Below are 19,476 nucleotides of genomic sequence, written 5' to 3'. Positions count from 1 at the left end.
CGCACGCCGACTCGTGCGTTACACTGCCATTACCGTCTCCCACACCCATGACATCGCATTTCACTGGCATCGACACCATCATCCTGCGGGTGCGCGACATCAGCGCCGCCTGTGCTTGGTACGCGCAGCATCTTGGCGGTGAGCAGGTGTACGAGGATGATGAACAACGGCTGGCGGTGATTGAGTTCAGCGGCGGCTCCACGTTGACGTTGTGGCAACTCGCGGACGGCGCCGAGTTCGTGGCATCCGGTACGTATCCCATCCTGGCGTGTACGGATGCCAAGGCTGCCCACGCAGCGCTGTCGGCGAACGACGTTGCCGTAGACTCGCTGAGCGAAACGCCCGGGGTGATCTACTTCCGCTTCCGCGATCTCGATGGCAATCCGCTGGAAGCGTGTGAGGTGAAGGAGTAAGTGTCGCCCCCGCCGAACCCGGTGGTGGGGACACAGCGGTGGCGTGATCTGCTGTTCCTGCACTGGCGGGTCAGCGCGGCTGCGGTGCAGGCCACCCTACCGCCTGGTCTGTTCGTTGACACGCATGAGGGGCAGGGCTACCTGGGTATCGTACCGTTCTTCATGGACCGTGTGCGACCGGCGTTCCTGCCGCCGGTGCCGTGGCTCTCCTGGTTTCTGGAGCTCAACGTGCGCACCTATGTGCGTGATGCCGCTGGTGTTCCCGGCGTGTGGTTCTATTCGTTGGACTGCAATCAGCCCATCGGTGTGGCCATCGCGCAGCGGTTCTTTCATTTGCCGTACGTACACGCCCGCATGCACGCGACGCACGCGGGCGGTGCCGTGGACTTTTACAGCCAGCGGCGTGGCACCGTGCATGCCCCGTGGCGCTATCGGTGGCAGCAACACGCGGGATCCGCACCGGCCGCGCCGGAATCGCTGGAGCATTTTCTGGTGGAGCGCTACGTGCTGTACGCTGCCGATGCGCGCGGGCAGCTGTACCGTGGTCGCGTATCACACACGCCGTATCACATTCACACGCCCACGCTGCTGGCCCATACTACCGCCCCGGCGGCACTCGCCGGGTTTCCGCTGACCGGCGCACCGGACTCTGTATTGGCCGCGTCACCGGTGAACGTGCGCATTCACCCGTTGCGACGTCTCGGCTAACGCCTCAGGGCACCGGCGCCAGCTGCCCCGACGCGCCCACGTCGCCAAAGCGGCGTTCGCGTTTGGCGTAGTCGGCAAAAACGGTATCGAGGTCGGCGGTGCTGAGATCGGGGAAGTGCACATCCAGAAACGCCAGTTCGGCGTAGGCGCACTCCCAAAGCAGAAAGTCGGACAGGCGTCGTTCCCCACCCGTGCGCAGAAGCAGGTCCACCTGCGGCAGCAGCGAGTCGAGCGGTGCATCTACCTGCCCTTCCTGCCGGCGCGAAAACGCCTCTTCAATGGCCGTGCGGCTCGAGTAGTCGATCGCGACCCGCAAATGCATGCGCGTACCGTGCGCCGTGCGCGCTTCGGCATCGGCAATGGCCGCAACCAGCGCGGGGGGCAACCGGTCACGGCGGCCAATGATGGACAGGCGAATGCCGTTGCTCAGCAACGCCGCCAGCTGGCGATCCAGGTGCGACGTAAAGAGGTCGAGGAGGAATCCGACCTCTTCCCGGGGACGCTTCCAGTTGTCGCTGGAAAAGGCATAGAGCGTCAGATCGGTCACTCCCACGCGGGCACAGTGCGCCACCACCTCACGCGCCGTATGCGCCCCTCGCACATGGCCCATCCACCGGGGACGACCGCGGCGGCTGGCCCAGCGACCGTTCCCGTCCATGATGATCGCGAGGTGCCCCGGCACGTTGGCTTTGGCCATCACTGTCCTCCTACGCGCCGGATGAGCGCTTCCATGTGAGAGAGATATTGTTCGAGGGCACGACGACCAGCGGGGGTCAGACGATACTCCGTGCGGGGAATCCGCCCGTCAAAGCCCTTGGAACAGGCCACATAGCCGGCATCTTCGAGCTTGCGCGCATGGACCGAGACATTGCCGTCTGAGGTGTCCAGGAGCGCCTTGAGCTCGTTGAAACTGAGCGCCGGGTGCACCGCCAACGCACTGACAATGGCCAGTCGGATGCGCTCGTGAATAAGGCGGTCCAGAGCGAGCGGGGTCGTGGCCTCTCCGGCAATGGACGTCAATGTCGGGCGCTCCTCTGAGTCCCCGGAGGGGGGCAGTTCGGGGGCCGACTTGGCCCGGGCCGCTGAGCCGGGGCGCTTACCCACCGTGACTCCGGGCAATGTGAACGCCAAAGCCGATCTGCAGGGCGCCGAACCCGAGGGCCATCATGAGATCCCCATCGGCGGCCGGCAGGAAGAGGGTAATGGCTCCCAGCGCCATGAAGCCGGCGCCCATGAGGGGCACCGCCCGCACCGAGAAGGCGCCGGCGGTCGTGATGGCGACACCGTACATCATGAGCCACAGCCCCGGCAGCACCCGCGAGGCGAGCCGTGGCGCCATCCCGGGGGTAAACGGATCCACCAGCGCTAGCGTCAGGAGGGCACCCGCGAAGAGTGCCGGCCAGAAGCTGAGCAGAAATTTTCGGGCGGGCGCACTGAGCAGCAGCGGCCCCGGGGCAGGCAGCCGACGACGCATTTTGCGCCACATGGTCACCCCGCCTACGCTCCCGGCCACGATGGCCGTGACGATCCAGACGGCGAGCCACCCTTCCGGCGTTCCCTGGCGGGCCGCCACGGGAGCCGCCGCGATGGCCGTGGCCCCAATGCCCACCAAGCCCCATCCCGGCACGTCGGTGAACGACGCCGCCCCTTCCATGGTGCGACGAATGAACAACAGATCCTGAATCGCCCGGTCGTGCAGAGCGGGAGGGCCGGAGGGATGAGCGGACATACGGAGGAGTATCGACCGCACCGGGCTTTCCGTCAAGTACTTTATGCTATAAAGTACCAAGAACCGGAGGAGACGATGCCGTTGTGGATGAAGCGAGTGCGGGGCGTGGTGGGGATCGGGCTCACCTGGGCCGCCGGCTGGGCGGTCGGTGGAGTATGCATCGGGGTGAGCAGTCTGCTGCTGCCATGGCTCCCCTGGACCGTCTTTTTTGAGCTCTTTGACGCGCCGCTGCCAGCGCTGGCCGTCCCCGGGTTTTTCGCCGGGCTGCTCTTTGCCGGGGTCTTCAGCGTCGCGGCTCGCGGGACACCCCTCACCGCCATCCCGCTCCGGCGCATGACCGCCTGGGGCGCGTTGGGGGGAGCGCTCCTCAGCCTCGTGCCGGCCAGCATGGTCAGTGTTGGCTTGGCCACACTCGCCCCCGGGGGCCGCGGACAGCTGGGACTCACGGTGGCCATTGCCGGTCCGCTCATGTTTTTCAGTGCATTGTCCGCCGCCCTGTCATTGCTCTTGGCTCGCCGTGCGTCACGCCGGGCCCCTGCCCTGCCCAACGACAACGACGCGCACAACCTGCCCCGCGTCGGCCATGACGCGGGGGCGCTGTACGCCTCGTCTACCAGTCCGTCGGCTCGTAGTCCTTCAAAAACTGTCCCCAGACATGTGTCCCCGTGGCCACCCCGGAAATGATGGGATCCACAATGCGCGCGGCCCCGTCCACGATGTCGAGCGGGGGATGGAAGCGATGGTTCTCTACCTTCCGTGCCGCAATCTCCGCCACGTCTTCGTCGGTGATCCACCCGGTGTCCACACTGTTCATGTGAATCCCGTCCTGCTGATAATCGGCCGCACTCGTGCGCGTCATCATGTTCAGCGCCGCTTTCGCCATGTTGGTATGCGGATGACGCGTGGTCTTGTTGTTCCGATAGAACTGCCCTTCCATGGCCGACACATTCACGATGTGCTTGTCACGGTTTTCAGTGCGCAGCATGAGCGGCTTGAGCCGCGCATTGAGCAGGAACGGGGCAATGGCGTTCACCAGCTGCACCTCGAGCAGTTCCACGCTGGGCACCTCATCCAGCAGGAGGCGCCACGAGTTACGCGTGCGCAAATCAATCTGCTGCAGATCCTGATCCAGCTTGCCCGCCGGGAACAGCTCCTGCCCCACATCGTGATCTTCCGGCAACAGCGCCACCTGCGACAGCGCGGCCGCGTGCGTCAGCCCCACACGCTCCAACGCCCGTTCGTCGTCGGTCCGGGTGTCCAAGCCTTTCGTGGTCAGCAGGGCAGCGGGTGCCCCTCCATGCGCACCATCGGCGGCACGCATGCCCTCATAGCTCCGCAGCAATAGGCGCGCCCCCTCTGACAACGTGACGGCGGCCGCCCGCTCCCCCTCCATCATGTGCGCATAAAACGCGGGCGGCCGACGCACGGTCTGACACGCGTTGTTCACAATGAAGTCCAGCCGCGGCTCCGTCTGCAGTAGCTGACGGCAGAACGCTTCCACACTTGGCGTATGCCGCAGGTCGAGCCCGAAAATCTCCAGCCGGTCTTTCCACTCCCCAAAATCAGGCTCCGCGGCGTAGCGCATGGCCGAGTCACGCGGGAATCGCGTCGTGACGAGTAACCGTGCGCCGCAGCGCAGCAACTTGAGCCCGGCCTGATAGCCAATCTTCACCCGACCACCGGTGAGCAGCGCGGTGCGGCCACGCAAATCCACCAGTTCCGTGCGCTTCCGGAAATTGAAGTCGGCACACGATGCGCACATCTGGTCGTAGAAGTGGTGAATCGTGGTGAACTTCTGCTTGCAGATGTAGCAGTGTTGCGGCACCACGGCTTCCGGACGCTCACCCACGTCGGCGTCATCAGTCTCGTCGGCAACTGACGACGTACCGGCGGCGGGATCACCGAGCAGATATACGTTGGGAGTCGTAAAGACCGGCTTGCGCCGCAGGGCCCGGATACCGGTCTCCTGCAACACGCTGTCATCGCGCTGCGCGGCTTCCAGCTTGCGCTGGCGCGCGGTTGCCTTCACCATGGCCCGACGCGCCCGGACATCCGGCTGAAAGACCGCCGCCACCGCCTCATCAAAACGGCGACGATCTTCCTGTGCCGGCAACATGAGCAGGGTGCGATCGGCGATGACCCGCTCCAGCAGGCGCGTGGCCGACCGCAACTCATCACAAAATTGATCGACGGCCGCTGGATCGGTGATCTGGTGGTCCAGACGCTGGGGGTTGGACGAGGTCAAGTTCTCCATCCCCAAGCATAATCGAGCCGGGCAGTGGGCGCCCCGCCCTTCCCTCATGCCCCCATCGGACGGCCTCTTCCGGTGGGCATATCGTCTCCGCGTAGTGACCTCATAGCACCAGCTCGCCCGCAAAACTCGATGCCACCTCGGGACTTTACCTGACGCAGTTGGGAGGCTCTCCCCCATGCCCCCACGCGCCGGTGGCACCACCGTATGTCTGTACGCCCACGTTGTGCGGCAAACAACGCACTGCTCCGCAGGAGATAACATGCGCCGGTACCATGTTCTGACGATCGCGATGCTGATCGCCGCGTCCGCCACCGTACTCGGCGCCCAGGCAATAACGACACCGGGTACCCGCGTGCGCGTCGTGCGAACGCCAGGCACCCATGTGCTGCAGGTTGGCGTCCTCGAGCGTCTCAACGCAGACTCCGTAGCCGTGCGCGATGCGCAGGGATGGGTGCGCGTGTTGCCGCTTGGGGGCACCATGCGACTGGATGTCAGTCGCGGCAGGCAGCGACGAATACTGCCAGGCATGCTGATCGGTGGTGCCGCCGGCGCGGTGGGCGGACTGCTGGTGGGCGTTGCGCTTGATCAGTCCGCTGACCGGGAGGCCGACGCGTTGTGCGCCCCAAACTGTGCCAACGGTCAACGGTTCCTCGACGGTATCGAAGTGGGCATTGGCGCTGCTGTGGGCACCGGGATCGGTGTGGTCGTTGGTGGGATTGTTGGCGCGATGCCACATGAGCGTTGGCAAGCGGCGACGCTCCCGCAAGGGGTGACGCTCGCGCTGGATCCGCGCGGGCGGTGGGCCATTGTGCGGTTTGCGTTGGGCCAACAGCGACAATAGGACGTAATCGCGGTAGGCATGGCGATGCCTTGGCTGGCCGGCAACCGGATAAAGCGGTAACCTTTCCGGTGATTACAGTGCCATACCATGCGTCCGCCCCCAAGCCGAGTTCACCATGTACAGCCGTCGTGAGTTCATTGCCACCGGGCTAACCGCCCTCGGCGCTGCTTCTGCCTTCGACCCGCGCATCCTGGTGCCGGCCAAGGCAGCCAAGCGCATCCTCATTCTCGGTGGCACTGGGTTTGTGGGCCCGCATGATGTGCGGGAGGCGCTCAAGCGTGGCCATCAGGTTACGATCTTCAACCGCGGCCGTAGTGCGCCGGGAATGTTCGGCAAGGATGTCGAAGAGTTGGCCGGCGACCGCGCGAGCAATCTGAGCGCGCTGAAGGGACGCAAGTGGGACGCGGTCATCGACGAGTCTGCATCGCTCTCGAGCGCGCCGGAGTGGGTGAAACTCTCGGCCGACCTGCTGCGCGACAATGTGGACCAGTACCTGTTCATCTCGACCCGCTCCACGTATTTCGATTTGAGTCGGGTGCCCATGTCCATTGAGGCGCCCGTGCTGACCCTTGAGAACTCCCCCATTGAGGCCGGTAAGCCGCTCAGCTACGGACATGCCAAGGCCTACGCCGAGAAGGCGCTGCACGCGGCCATGCCGGGACGTGTCACGGTGGTACGCCCCGGGCTGATTGTTGGCCCCGAGGATGACACGGATCGATTTACCTACTGGCCGGTTCGCATTGCGCGAGGCGGCGAAGTGCTGGTCCCCGGCGATGGCAGCGACCATGTGCAGATCATCGACGTACGTGACCTCGTGAAGTTCTGCGTCACGCTGGTGGAGAACCGCACCTTTGGCGTGTTCAACGGCGTTGGACCGCAAATGGGACAGCCGTTTCGCGAGTTTGTGTCGCGCATTCAGAAGGGCGTGGGCAGCAACCCGACGTATACCTGGGTCGATGCCGACTTCCTGCGCGCCAATGGCGCCAATCCGTATGGCCGTGAGTTGCCGGTGTTTCAGGTGATGCGTGGACGGACGGCGGGATTTGCGCGCTTTGACATCACACCGGAAATCAATGCGGGACTGACGGTGCGCCCCATGGAAGACACGGCGCGCGACACGCTGGCCTGGTGGAAAACGCTGCCGGCGGAACGCCAGGCGGCCATCAAGACCGGCTTCACCCCCGAGCGGGAGCAGGCGCTGCTCGCGCTCTGGAAGGCCCGACCGGGCAAGTAGTCACGACCAGAGCAAACGGCCGACCGGATGCAGCAGCATCCGGTCGGCCGTTTTCGTGGCCCCTATCCCGCAAGACGCGTGCGGCGCTGCAACGTACGGCTCAGGGGAACAACAGGCACACCGGCGCGCCTGCGCTCTGCTTTTGGCCCGTCTCCGCCAGTGTGCCGCCCGTCTGGTCGATACGGAACGCCGTAATCGTATCTGAGCGCTGGTGAGCGACCAACAAACCGCTGGCGTCTGGCGTGAGCGCAAAGTTGCGCGGCCAGTCGCCGCCAGTGGGCATCGATTGCACCAGCGTCAGGCGTTGCGTGGTGGGATGGACCGTAAACACGGCAATGGTATTGTCGCCGCGGTTGGAGAGATACACGGTCCGTCCATCGGGATGCACATGAAGATCGGCCGGGGAATTCTCACCAGTCGCCCCCACTGGTCGAGTGGATACCACCTGTTGTTCCGTAAGGCGACCACGCGTGGCATCGTAGGCCAGTGCGACCAGAGTGGAATTGAGTTCGTTCACGCAGTACAGCGTTCGCCCATCCGGACTGAACGCGAGATGACGTGGACCAGCACCGGCTGCGAGCTGAAACTCGGGGATCTCCGCTGGTATGAGCGCACCCGTCCGCGCATCGAAGCGTAACACATAAATGCAGTCGGTCCCCAAATCAGCCGACAGCACAAACTGATTTGTTGCGTCCGGCAGAATGCAGTGCGCGTGGGCAGATGCCTGCCGGCGCGGATGCGGCCCGCGACCCGGATGTGCCACCACCAAATTCGCTTCGGCGGGCACGCCGTTGGCATCAAGTGGGAACGCCGCGACATTCCCACCCACATAATTTGCGACGAACGCGAACTGTCCCGTCCGATCTACGGATACATAACAGGGCGCCGCACCGCGTGAGGCACGCATCGGTGCCAACGGGACCAAGTTGTTGGTCGCCGGATCTCGCGTAAAGGCCGACAGTGCACCAGACGCACTCCCAGCGAAGGTCGTCAGTTCATTGACGGCCAGCAAGGTGCGCCGGTCTGGTGTAAGCGCGAGGAACGATGGATCCGGTGTCTCCGCAACCAGCTCGGGAACACTCAGCGCCAGCGTATCCTGACGGACATGCATCCGGTAAATGCCGCGACTCTTCCCCGTATTGGTATACGTTCCAACGTACAACGGCCACCGGGCGTCGTCGGCTGGTGCGAACGACGCCTCGCGATCCGGCCGATCCACGCAGGCGAGCGTGGCGAAGGTCGAGGTGGCCAGAAATCCCCGTCGGGAGAGCGGCTGGTGCCAAAGCGCGGATACGTTGGCACTCACCGCAGCAGCGCGCTCCAGATCAACGGCCACGTGGCGTTACTCTGCGCGCGATACTGCGGTCGGAAGCCGTACAGCACCACATGCCCCTGCCCCATCTGAACATCCACCATGGCTGCCTTGCCGAGCAGTTTTTCGGCACCTTGCAGCCAACCGGAGAGGAGCGGATTGCCGGTGGACTGATAGGTCAGTACGGCCGTCGCCTTCGCAGGATCGGTGACTTCGAACGTTGGGCTGTCCTCAAACCAGATGGCCGGAACCGGTGCCGTGTATGTTGCCGCCAACGGATGGCCCGAAGTCACCGTCACGCCGAAGAGCGACCCAGGCGCATAGAACTCGGTGCTTCGCACACCGTTGAGTACGTTGCGTACCGGCAGTGCCAGCGTTTCGATGGCGTAATTGCTCGCTTCGTTGAAGGCGAGCAAGGTGCCGCCAGCTTCAACGAACGCCTTGAGTGCGGCCGCGCCGGCCTCACCCAGCCCGCCACGGAGAGAGTCGGGATAGGGAGCGCCCAGCCCGCGGCGCAGTTGCAGCGCCGATTGATCCGGCAGAATGATGGCATCGAAGCGAGCCCGCAGATTGCCACCGCGCATGTCGGCATCGCGGACCGAGGTGAACCGAATCTGGTGTGCATCAAAGACCCAGCGCGTCCACCCCTCGTCCATCGACGACTGATTGTTCTGATAGATCGCGATGCGCTTGCGGGGGGCCCCGCTCAATCCGGGCACCTGGTACGCCGGCTCAGCCACCGGTGGCACCAGGGCCCCTGTCTGGAGGGACAGCGACTGTTCTGCCCGGACGTCAACGCCAAAGAGCAACGGCAGCGTGTGCGCGGTGACGTCGTACGGCGCCTTGGGCGGCCCTCCCGGATACTCGCGCAGGTTGGGATAGACCTGTCGCTCCAGCAGTGCCTTGGCATAGGACCCGAACGGCTGCACCATGGGCACGATGTAGTGGCCAGCCGGAATGCTTTCAAACAGCTGCACCTGTCCGTGCTGCAGTGACCAGACCAAACGGGCCAGTGCGGCCGGATCCTTCTGCGCCTTGGGAATGACATAGGCGGCCGGGGTCGTACTGGTGGTCCATGGATGCGCCGGATCGAGGGCGCGTTCTCCCAGCGCCGCATAGCTGGTAAGCCACGCGGCACGATCGCGTGCCGCCTCCACCAACAACGCCCAGGTGGCACTCACCTGATAACTCACGATATCCCCAATCCCCCACCGCCCACCCGGCCAGACCGCGGGGAAATTCCACGAAGCCACCTTGGCATCGTAGCCGCGTCCAGTGCCCAGCAACTCGAAGGGGAGATTGACGGCCGTCGCCAATCGCGCACTTGCCGTTTCGGTGAGAATGCGCGCCCCGCGATGATTGAGGGAGTACTGTCTCGCCGGTGACCACTGATCGTACGACGCATTGGTTGCCACCCCCGTCTTTCCGTCGGCAATAATGCGCCACGCCATCGACATTCCCAACGCATTGGTGCTGGCAGTGAGCACGGGATCAATATTCGGCTCCACCGGATCCATATACGGCGGAATGAAAATGCGTCCAGCGTTGGCTCCCTGCTGGTGCACGTCGTTCACAATCTGCGGCACCCACGGCGTGTACAGGGAGTCCACCGTGTAACGTGTTTCTTTCTGCGTAAACGCGTACCAGTCACGGTTGTTGTCGTGCCCTGTGTAGAAGTGGTAAAGCGCGGGAGGATTGGTCCCCTCGGCCGGCGTATCCAGTGTCTGCCGGTACCAATCGCCCACGATATCAACACCGTCGGGATTCTGACTGGGCACCAGCATGATGATGGTATTCGCCAGAATCGACCGCGCCTCCGGCGTATCCGCACGCGCCAGCCGGTCCGCTACCACCAGCGGCGTGAGAAAACCGCCAACCTCAGTGGAATGAATGCTCGACGTGATCAGAATGACATTCTTCCCCTGCGCAATGAGCGAATCACGGGTGGCATTTGCCCGCTGCCGCGGATCCCACAACTGATGCTGAATACGCTGATACCGCGGAAGATTGGCCAGCGTCGCCGAATCACTGATGAACGCCACAATGAATGGACGCCCCAGCGTCGTCTTGCCCAGTGTTCGCACCGTAACCCGCGCACTGGCCTTGTCCACCGCCGCGAAATAGTCCGTGACCTGTTTCCAGGTGGGCAGCTTGCGATCGGCGCCGGGCTCCCAACCGAGCACGCTCGCGGGCGTGGGAACAGCGGCGGCAGTTTGAGCCCCCATTGGTCGTCCGAGGAGACCGCTCACCCCCAGCACCAGCGGTGCTACAGTGGCGGCGCCTGACGCCAATTGACGGACACGGTTCCAGAACAACGGCAGCATAGGCAAATCCGGTGGTAGTGAGGAACGGCTGTGCCCGTCAAACATGCATCCTGCGCAAGCGCAGGGCGAGAATGCGGCGTGGAATACCCCAGCTCGCCGATTCGCGCACGAACTGTGCATGGAACGATGGCGGCGAAATAGCCCCGTATAGCTGACCTCTCTCCAGGCATGTGATGCAGGACCCTCGCACCACGAACAGATACAACGACTGCGACCGGCACCAGTGAGTGGACGCGCTGAGCGATCACGGGCCGAAGCCTCTGACGAGCTGCTGGCGGGGCCCATCCGTGGCGAACTGCTGGGGGCCGATCATCTCGCGGCACGGGCGCGTACCGTTGCCCGCGCACAACGGCTCGCGGGCGCCACGCGGCCACTCCGACCAGCCCGCCTGCTGGCCCGGTTGGCCGAAACCCGCGGGATTCTGACCGATGCACACGCTCGGCTGCACGTTGGTGCCAACCGCGGGCTAGATGGGGGGGCCGCCGCAGAATGGCTGCTCGACAACTTTCATGTCGTGCAGGAACAGCTCCTCGAAGTTCGGGACAGTCTCCCCCGTGGCTATTACCGCGAACTACCGGAGCTCTCCAGCGGCCCGCTGACAGGCTATCCGCGGGTATACGAGATTGCCATCTCGCTCATATCGCACTCCGAAGCTCGCATTGATCTGCACAACGTTGATGTGTATGTCAGCGCATTTCAGAGCGTTTCGACGCTGTCGATCGGGGAGCTGTGGGCCATTCCCGCCATGCTGCGCCTTGGGCTCATTGAGAGCGTTCGCCGAATGACCCTCCGGACAGTGCAACGGCTGGACGAAATTGACCTCGCCGTTGACTGGGCCGACCGCATCCGACAGGCCGGGAGTCTCGGTGGACGTGAGCTCCGAGCTGCCCTGAAGGACTTTGCGAACGCCGAGCCTCCGCTTACTCCCCACTTTGTCTCGCGTTTTCTGCAGACGGTTCGCCAGACGGAAGGCGCCTCCGTGTCGCTGGAGTGGCTGGAACACTGGCTGCGCGAGGTAGGCGTGAGCCCTGAGCGTGCGGTGGCGGAATCCACAAACCGCCTCACCCTCACGCAGCTCATCATGGCCAATAGCGTCATGAGCCTGCGGGACATTGGCCGTCGCGACTGGCGAGAGTTCGTCGAGCACCAGAGCGTCATGGAACAGGTGCTTCGTGAGGATCCCGCCCAGGCGTATCCTCGTATGACATTTACCACGCGTGATGCGTACCGCCACGTCGTGGAGCGCATTGCGAAACGGACGGGACGCAGTGAGGTGGCGGTAGCCCACCTGGCCATCGAAATGGCCCTGCAGCAGAGCAACGTACAGGAGATTGCGGCGTTGCGTCCCCTTGATGCCGCCGCAGCCCGTCGAACCCATGTGGGATACTATCTGGTGGACGAGGGACTGGCGGCCCTTGAAGATGCCACGGGGTACACGCTCTGGCCTGTTGAACGGCTCCAGCGGTGGGCCCGCCGTGCGCCCGATTTGATGTTCCTCGGGGGGCTCGTGGCCTTGACCGGCATCGCGCTGCTGCTGGCCATGATGCTGCTGGGCCGGGATGCCCGATCAGCTCCGTGGCTGGTGCTGCTGTTCATGGCTCTCCCGGCACTGGATCTCGCCGTGACGGCGCTGCATCACGTCGTCACGACCGTCCTGCCTCCACACCAGTTGCCACGATTGGATCTGCATGAGCACGGGGTCCAAGCGGAGCATCAGACCGCTGTGGTGGTTCCGACGCTGCTCGGCAATGAAAGCGATGTACGAATTGCGCTTGAACATCTCGAGGTGCAGTTTCTGGCAAACCGGGAGGCACACCTGCAGTTCGTCCTCCTGAGCGACTTCACCGACGCACCGACCGAATCGGAGGCCGAGGATGATGGGATTATCGAGGCGGCCCTCGCCGGCATCCGACTCCTGAACGCACGCCATGCCCCGGACACGGCGGCCGTATTTTTTCTGTTGCACCGATCGCGTGAGTGGAATGCCCAACAGGGCGTGTGGATGGGATGGGAGCGTAAGCGCGGAAAGCTTTTGCAGTTCAATCGACTGCTGCGTGGGGCCACCACGCCGGCGTTTGCTGTGCAGAGCGACGATATCGCCATCCTGCGCACGGCGCGATACGTGATCACGCTCGATGCGGACACCGCGCTCCCGCCGGATGCCGCACCCTCGCTCATAGGAGCGATGGCGCACCCGCTCAATCGCGCCGTGTTCGATTCACAGCAGGGACGCATGATCCACGGCTACGGGATCCTGCAACCTCGGGTCGGCATCTCACTGCCCAGCGCCCAGCGCTCCCGTTTCGCCTCCGTGGCATCCGGACACCCCGGGGTAGATCCCTATTCCACGGCCGTCTCCGATGTCTATCAGGACCTCTATGGAGAGGGGAGCTTCACGGGTAAAGGCATCTACGATATTGACGCCTTTGAGTTGGCCACGCACGGGCGCTTTCCGGAGAACACGCTCCTCTCACACGACCTGATCGAGGGAAACTTCGCCCGCGCGGGACTGCTCAGCGATGTCATTGTCTACGACGATTTTCCGTCCACATACATCAGTTACGCCCGGCGGAAACATCGCTGGATTCGCGGTGACTGGCAGTTGGTGCCGTGGCTTGCTCGGCGGGTGCCCGGCGTGGAAGGACGCGAGCACAATACCCAATCGCTGATCGCGCAATGGAAGATTGCCGACAATCTCCGACGAAGCACGCTTGAATGGTCCCAACTGCTGCTCCTCATCGCCGGCTGGACGTTTCTTCCCGGGCCCGCATGGCGGTGGACACTCCTCGGACTGGGCGCCATCCTGGCGCCCTGGGGCATGGCGCTGATCCGCGCCGTGGTGCAGCCCCCTCGAGACAAGTCCTGGAGAGCCTACTATGGTGCCGTGGGGCACGATGCGAGACTGAGTCTACAGCAAGCCGCCATGAGCGTGGTCTTTCTACCACATCAGGCGTGGCTCTCCATCGATGCCATGGTGCGTTCGGGCTATCGGATGCTGCTGTCGAGGCGTCGCCTGCTCGAGTGGCGTTCCGCACAATTGGTGGAGCAACAGCTGCAGCGACCACTGGGAGAATGCTGGCGGGCCATGCGCGGAAGCGTGGTGGCGGTGCTGGCCATCGCGGTGGTGCTGCTGACCATGAGGATCCGCGCCAACGTGCCACTGGCAGCGCTCACCGGCCCCGACATCCTGACAGGTGTGGTGACCATTGGTCTGCTGGTCTCGTGGACCTTGGCGCCACTTGTGGCCGCGCAACTCAGTCGTTCCACGCGCTCCGTTCGAGAGCGATTGTCGGCCAACGCACGCGCGGAAGCCTTGCGCTATGCGCGATCGCATTGGGCCTTCTTCAATGCGTTCGTGTCGGCAGAAACACACTGGCTCGCGCCTGACAACTATCAGTCCGAACCAGAGCCGGTCGTGGCCATGCGGACGTCCCCTACCAACATTGGTCTTCAATTGTTGGCAACGGTCAGCGCGAACGACCTCGGTCTGATTTCCGCTGGGGAGATGACCGTACGTCTCGAACGCGCCATGGCCACCATGATGGCGCTGCCACGGTATCGCGGACACTTCTACAATTGGTACGACCTGACAGATCTGCGCGTACTCACACCCGCCTATATCAGCACGGTGGATAGTGGCAATCTGGCGGGATACCTCATCGCCCTTCGGCAAGCCTGTCTCACGATGGCGCACGCCGAACCTGCCGTGCACGACCGCCTCCAGCGTCTGGCCAATCAGGCATACGCGCTGGCGGTAGAGATGGACTTCAGCTTTCTCTACGACCACGATCGCAAGCTGTTCACCATCGGGTATCACCCGGATTCCTTCACCGCAGACGACTCGTTCTATGATTTGCTCGCGTCGGAGGCACGGCTGGCGAGCTTCATCGCCATCGCCAAGAACGATGTACCGGTAGCCCACTGGTTCCGGCTGTCACGCGCACTGAACAGGACCTCGGGCGCCATGGCCCTCGTGTCGTGGAGTGGCAGCATGTTCGAGTACCTCATGCCGCTGCTGGTCATGCGTTCGCTCCCCTTTACGCTTCTTGACCAGACCTATCGAAGCGTGGTGGAGCGACATCAGGCGTATGCGCATGCCCGTGGCGTTCCATGGGGCACGAGCGAAAGTGCCTACAACCTTCGGGATCGTCATCAGACCTACCAGTATCGCGCCTTCGGGATTGCGGACCTGGGGCTCAAACGAGGGTTGGCGCGGGATCTGGTCATTGCGCCGTACGCGACCGCGCTGGCGGCACAGGTGGCTCCCACGGAAGCACTGGCAAATCTGGCGCAGCTGGAGCGCATGGGGGCCCATAGCCCGTACGGCTTCTGCGACGCCCTGGATTACACGCGACCGGAACCAGGCGGCAGCTTTGCCCTCGTGCATGCCTACATGGCCCATCACATCGGCATGACGCTCGTCTCGCTCACCAACGTGCTGCGGGGAGACCTGTGGCAGCAACGCTTCCACGCCGATCCCCTGGTCAAGTCGGTGGAGCTGCTGCTGCATGAACGTGTACCACGGCGTCTCTCGGTTCAGGCCGCGCAGGTTGCCCGCCCTGATGAAGCTTCGCCACCACCCGAGCGGGACAGTCCTGTCGCGCGAGAGATTGACACCCGGCACCATCCGGCCCCGCGAATGGCACTGCTTGGCTCGCGACCGTACACCGTTATGCTCAACCACAGTGGCGGCGGGTTCAGCCAATATGAGTCGTTGGCCGTCACCCGCTGGCCGGCCGATGGCACGACAGACGCGGCGGGGCAGTTCTGCTACGTCCGCGATTTGACCAGTGGACGACGCTGGTCAACCGGTACCCAACCCATTGGCAACGTCGCGGACTGGAGTCGGGCTCGATTGGCCCTTGATCAGGTCCTCCTACAGCGTGCGGATGGCGACATTGAAACCCGAACGGAAATTACGGTCGTTCCGGGGGACGGTGCGGAAGTGCGTCGTGTGACGCTGACCAACAACGATCAGGTGCCGCATGACCTTGAACTCACCAGCTACGGCGAGATAGTGTTGGCACCGCTCAACGCCGACCGCGCGCACCCTGCCTTTTCCAATCTCTTTGTCGAGACAGAGTGGCATGCATGGTGTTCCGCCATCACGGCTGTACGTCGCCCTCGGGGAGCCGAGGAGGCCCCCATCTGGTGCGTGCACCTCATAGACGCCGGGACCGACAGAATAGGGACCGTGAGTTGGGAGACGGACCGCGCGCGCTTCGTTGGCCGAGGGCGATCCGTAACCAACCCCGCGGCCATGGACGACGGCGCGACCCTGAGTGGGACAACGGGCGCCGTGCTTGATCCCATCTTTTCCGTGCGCACGATGGTGTGCGTCCCACCTGGCCAGGCCGTCAGTGTCACGTTTACCACGATCGTCGCCAGAAGCCGCGAGTCGGCCTTCGCGCTGGCGGGCCGCTACCATGACTCCCACGCTGCGCAGCGCGCGCTCGATTTTGCCTGGTCGGCCACGAGTATCGAACTGCAGGCGCTTGGGCTGACCGTCGAGAGCGCGACGCTGTTTCAGGACCTGGCCACCCAACTCATTTTTCCAGGGGGATCACTCGCCCCCCCGCCGGATGAAGTCGAGCGGAATCGGGGATCGCAGCCACGCCTGTGGTCGCACGGCATCTCTGGCGATGTCCCCATCGTTCTCGCCACGATCGATGACCTCGATGGACTTTCAACACTCCGCGAGCTCTTTCAGGCACATCGGTACTGGCGACAGCGTGGGCTGGTCATCGATCTGGTTGTCGTGAATGGGCAGGCCTACAACTACCTGCAGGAATTGCGTGACAGCATCGTCGAAGCCATGACCGAAGCGGATGATGCCACGCTGCTCGAACTGCCGGGGGGCGTCTTCATACGGCGAAGAGATGTGTTTCAACCCGATGACTACCTGATGCTGTCAGCAACGGCACGCATGCACATTCCCTGTGACGGCCGGCCCCTTACGAGAATTCTCGCGCTGGCCGATCGACGCAAGGTGACCGCAACGGAGCGTCTGACGTCCGCTGATCGCGTCGGACCGCTGTCGTCCATCGTATCGGCACTTCGTCCGCTCGTCGCCCCGCTCGGATTGGATGGTTCCGCACGAGAGACGTTACCCGTCGTGCGTGCCGGGTCCGCCGTTTGGCCCACGCCGCCCCCCCCCGAACCACTGCACTGCGTTAACGGTATTGGCGGACTCACGGCCAATAACGACTATCTCATCAGGGTGCATCGCGAGCAGAGGGCTCCCGCCCCGTGGGTCAATGTCATTGCGAACCCCCATGGCGGGTGTGTCGTCTCGGAGCAGGGGAGCGGGTGTGTGTGGGCGGAGAACTCCTACTTCTTCCGGCTCACACCGTGGCACAATGATCCGGTATCCGACCCGCCGGGTGATGTGATCTATCTGCAGGACCTGAGTGCCGGCACACTGTGGAGTGCCACCCCGGCGCCGGTCACGACCGATGCCACCTTCGACGTGCGACACTCGACGGGGAGTACGTCGTTCACGCACGAGCATGACGGCATTCACTCGGAGTTGCTGGTGGGTGTGCCGCCGGACGCAGCCGTCAAGCTCTCGCTGCTTCGCCTGCGCAACACGGGGACCCGATCCCGGCGCATCCGGGTAACGGCCTATGCGGAATGGACGCTTGGCGCCCGTCGGGATCTGACGCAGCAGCAGGTGCAGACGTGGTTTGCTCCGGCGGACCGGGCACTTCTCGCGCGCAACAGCTTCGACCCGGCCTTTGCTGAGTGGGTGGCCTTTCTGGCCTGCAGTGAGCCGGTCGTCAGCCACTCGTGCGACCGCCTCTCCTTTCTGGGGCGCCATGGCACGCTGGACAGCCCCGCGGCATTGCGACAGAGCACGCTTGATGATCGGACCGGCGTCGGCTGCGACCCCTGTGCCGCCCTGCAGATGCTTGTGGAACTGGGCCCCGGAGAGTCGCGCGAGATCGTGGTCCTGCTTGGGGCAGCCGCCACGGAACCGGCGGCCCGTGAGCTCATGAGCCGTCTGCGAGCCCCCCGTGCAGCCCGTGAAGCGTTGCGCCTTGCCGTGGCGTCGTGGCAGGAACGACTCGGTGTGGTACAAGTCCACACGCCCGAGCCCACGTTTGATGCCATGGTCAACAGCTGGACCCTCTATCAGACGTTGGCGTGTCGGATGTGGGCGCGGACAGCACTGTACCAGAGCAGTGGCGCCTACGGGTTTCGCGATCAGTTGCAGGACTCCATGGCCCTGCTCTACGCCGAGCCATTCATCGCCCGAGAGCATATCCTGCGCGCGGCGGCCAGACAGTTTGTGGAAGGCGATGTGCAGCACTGGTGGCATCCGCATACAGGACGCGGAGTCCGCACACGCTTCTCGGACGACCTGGCCTGGTTGCCTTATGTCGTGGATCAGTATGTGCGCGTCACCGGTGATGCATCGGTGTTGCAGACGTTCGTGCCGTTTCTGTCCATGCGACCGCTGACGACGGACGAACACGAGCAATACGACCTGCCGGTCGTGACCGATGAGCATGCCGATATCTATGAACACTGTCGTCGGGCGCTGCGGCGCGCGGCTACCGCTGGACCGCATGGATTGCCGCTCATTGGCACCGGTGATTGGAACGACGGCATGAGCCTGGTGGGTGCTGAGGGCAAAGGCGAGAGTGTTTGGCTCGGATGGTTTCTGATCACGACGCTCCGGGACTTTGCGGTCTATGCCGACGCGCGAGGCGATTCCGGAGAGAGCCTGTGGATGCGTACCACGGCGGACGCGTATCAGATGGCCATTGAGACCCATGGGTGGGATGGCGACTGGTATCGGCGGGCCTACTTCGACGACGGAACGGTGATGGGCTCTGCCGAGAGCGCGGAGTGCCGCATTGATTCCATTGCGCAAAGCTGGAGTGTGATCTCTGGCGCCGGGAATGCCGCTCGCGCCGCCCACGCCATGGAGGCGCTGGAAACCCATCTCGTGAATGAACAGGAACGGTTAATCATGTTGCTCACCCCCCCGTTCGACAAAGGCAGCCACAATCCGGGCTACATCAAGGGGTACCTGCCGGGTGTGCGAGAAAATGGCGCGCAGTACACCCACGCCGCCCTGTGGGCGGTACAGGCAACCGCAATGTTGGGGCGGGGGGAGCGCGCCTTTGAACTGTTTCAGATGCTCAATCCGCTCACCCATAGTGCCAGCGCTAGCGCCATGCGGCAGTACAAGGTGGAACCCTATGTCGTGGCCGCTGATGTCTATACGGCACCACTACAGGTGGGACGGGGAGGCTGGACGTGGTACACCGGTTCTGCCAGCTGGATGTATCGCGTGGCACTGGAGTCGCTGCTGGGCTTCACGAAGCGGGGGGAATCGCTCCGTATCAGTCCCCGGGTGCCTGCGGCGTGGAAGGGGTTTGCCATCGACTACCGCTTCGGTACCACCGACTACGCCATCTCGGTAGTCGACCCGGCGGAGGTCCAAACAAAGGGCGCCCAGATTCACCTGGATGGTGTGCTGCAACCGTCCGATCTCATCCCACTGGTGGATGACGGCGAGCGGCGTGTGGTGGTGGTTTCCCCCATGGGAAGTACACCCGCAGGCCAATCACGCTGACAGGACAGTTCACCCTCACCCATACTCTGTCGGTCCCTTTGCCATCGAACGCCGGACCGACAGGACGCATGCTT

The 19,476-nt window shown here is 63.8% G+C and carries 12 protein-coding genes; 6 read left to right on the top strand and 6 right to left on the bottom strand.

Features of this window, described 5'->3' with window-relative positions:
• The first annotated feature begins 47 nt into the window (after positions 1–47).
• Both GEMMAAP_RS05720 and GEMMAAP_RS05715 read left to right on the top strand, forming a co-directional pair.
• Positions 48–413 carry a VOC family protein gene (locus GEMMAAP_RS05720; protein ID WP_026849873.1) on the top strand — a complete coding sequence of 122 codons (366 nt, stop codon included), beginning with the start codon at positions 48–50 and terminating at the stop codon, positions 411–413.
• Positions 414–1,121 carry a YqjF family protein gene (locus GEMMAAP_RS05715; protein ID WP_053334212.1) on the top strand — a complete coding sequence of 236 codons (708 nt, stop codon included), beginning with the start codon at positions 414–416 and terminating at the stop codon, positions 1,119–1,121. It abuts the gene before it with no gap.
• 4 nt (positions 1,122–1,125) lie between these two features.
• On the opposite strand, the gene uppS is transcribed toward GEMMAAP_RS05715, so the two are convergent.
• From uppS to GEMMAAP_RS05700, 3 genes are all read right to left on the bottom strand, one after another.
• A complete protein-coding gene (gene uppS, locus GEMMAAP_RS05710) occupies positions 1,126–1,818 on the bottom strand; it encodes a polyprenyl diphosphate synthase (protein ID WP_026849874.1) in 693 nt (230 codons plus the stop codon).
• Positions 1,818–2,141, bottom strand: coding sequence for a winged helix-turn-helix domain-containing protein (locus GEMMAAP_RS05705; RefSeq protein WP_238588187.1), 324 nt, complete (start codon positions 2,139–2,141; stop codon positions 1,818–1,820). Before GEMMAAP_RS05705 ends, uppS begins: the two co-directional genes overlap by 1 nt.
• A 76-nt stretch (positions 2,142–2,217) precedes the next feature.
• The gene (locus GEMMAAP_RS05700; protein ID WP_026849876.1) at positions 2,218–2,850 is read right to left on the bottom strand and encodes a hypothetical protein; all 633 of its coding nucleotides are present in this window, start codon (positions 2,848–2,850) and stop codon (positions 2,218–2,220) included.
• Positions 2,851–2,937: 87 nt separating this feature from the next.
• Here GEMMAAP_RS05700 and GEMMAAP_RS05695 point away from each other — a divergent pair, with 87 nt between their 5' ends.
• Positions 2,938–3,534 (top strand): hypothetical protein, encoded by a 597-nt coding sequence (locus GEMMAAP_RS05695; protein WP_026849877.1) that lies wholly within the window; start codon positions 2,938–2,940, stop codon positions 3,532–3,534.
• Here GEMMAAP_RS05695 and GEMMAAP_RS05690 read toward each other — a convergent pair.
• Complete coding sequence (locus GEMMAAP_RS05690) at positions 3,461–5,104, bottom strand: SDR family NAD(P)-dependent oxidoreductase (protein WP_082821094.1); 1,644 nt, start codon at positions 5,102–5,104, stop codon at positions 3,461–3,463. The two genes, GEMMAAP_RS05695 and GEMMAAP_RS05690, sit on opposite strands and share 74 nt — an antisense overlap.
• 289 nt (positions 5,105–5,393) lie before the next feature.
• On the opposite strand from GEMMAAP_RS05690, the gene GEMMAAP_RS05685 reads away from it, so the two are divergent.
• Positions 5,394–5,945 carry a hypothetical protein gene (locus GEMMAAP_RS05685; protein WP_026849879.1) on the top strand — a complete coding sequence of 184 codons (552 nt, stop codon included), beginning with the start codon at positions 5,394–5,396 and terminating at the stop codon, positions 5,943–5,945.
• Positions 5,946–6,060: 115 nt separating this feature from the next.
• On the top strand, positions 6,061–7,179 hold the full coding sequence (locus GEMMAAP_RS05680; RefSeq protein WP_026849880.1) for an NAD-dependent epimerase/dehydratase family protein: 1,119 nt from the start codon (positions 6,061–6,063) through the stop codon (positions 7,177–7,179).
• Between the two features lie 100 nt (positions 7,180–7,279).
• Here the strand turns inward: GEMMAAP_RS05680 and GEMMAAP_RS05675 are convergent, their stop codons facing one another.
• Together GEMMAAP_RS05675 and GEMMAAP_RS05670 are read right to left on the bottom strand one after the other, a co-directional pair.
• The gene (locus GEMMAAP_RS05675; protein ID WP_053334213.1) at positions 7,280–8,515 is read right to left on the bottom strand and encodes a lactonase family protein; all 1,236 of its coding nucleotides are present in this window, start codon (positions 8,513–8,515) and stop codon (positions 7,280–7,282) included.
• Positions 8,482–10,815 carry a M14 family zinc carboxypeptidase gene (locus tag GEMMAAP_RS05670; RefSeq protein WP_053334214.1) on the bottom strand — a complete coding sequence of 778 codons (2,334 nt, stop codon included), beginning with the start codon at positions 10,813–10,815 and terminating at the stop codon, positions 8,482–8,484. The genes GEMMAAP_RS05675 and GEMMAAP_RS05670 overlap by 34 nt, the downstream gene beginning before the upstream one ends.
• A gap of 223 nt (positions 10,816–11,038) precedes the next feature.
• Here GEMMAAP_RS05670 and GEMMAAP_RS05665 point away from each other — a divergent pair, with 223 nt between their 5' ends.
• The gene (locus tag GEMMAAP_RS05665; RefSeq protein ID WP_053334215.1) at positions 11,039–19,402 is read left to right on the top strand and encodes a glycoside hydrolase family 94 protein; all 8,364 of its coding nucleotides are present in this window, start codon (positions 11,039–11,041) and stop codon (positions 19,400–19,402) included.
• Positions 19,403–19,476 lie beyond the last annotated feature (74 nt).

This window comes from Gemmatimonas phototrophica (genome assembly GCF_000695095.2).
GTDB classification, from domain to species: domain Bacteria; phylum Gemmatimonadota; class Gemmatimonadetes; order Gemmatimonadales; family Gemmatimonadaceae; genus Gemmatimonas; species Gemmatimonas phototrophica.
The sequence above is the reverse complement of the archived record's forward strand: the minus strand, read 5'-3'. Positions and strand labels throughout refer to the sequence as shown.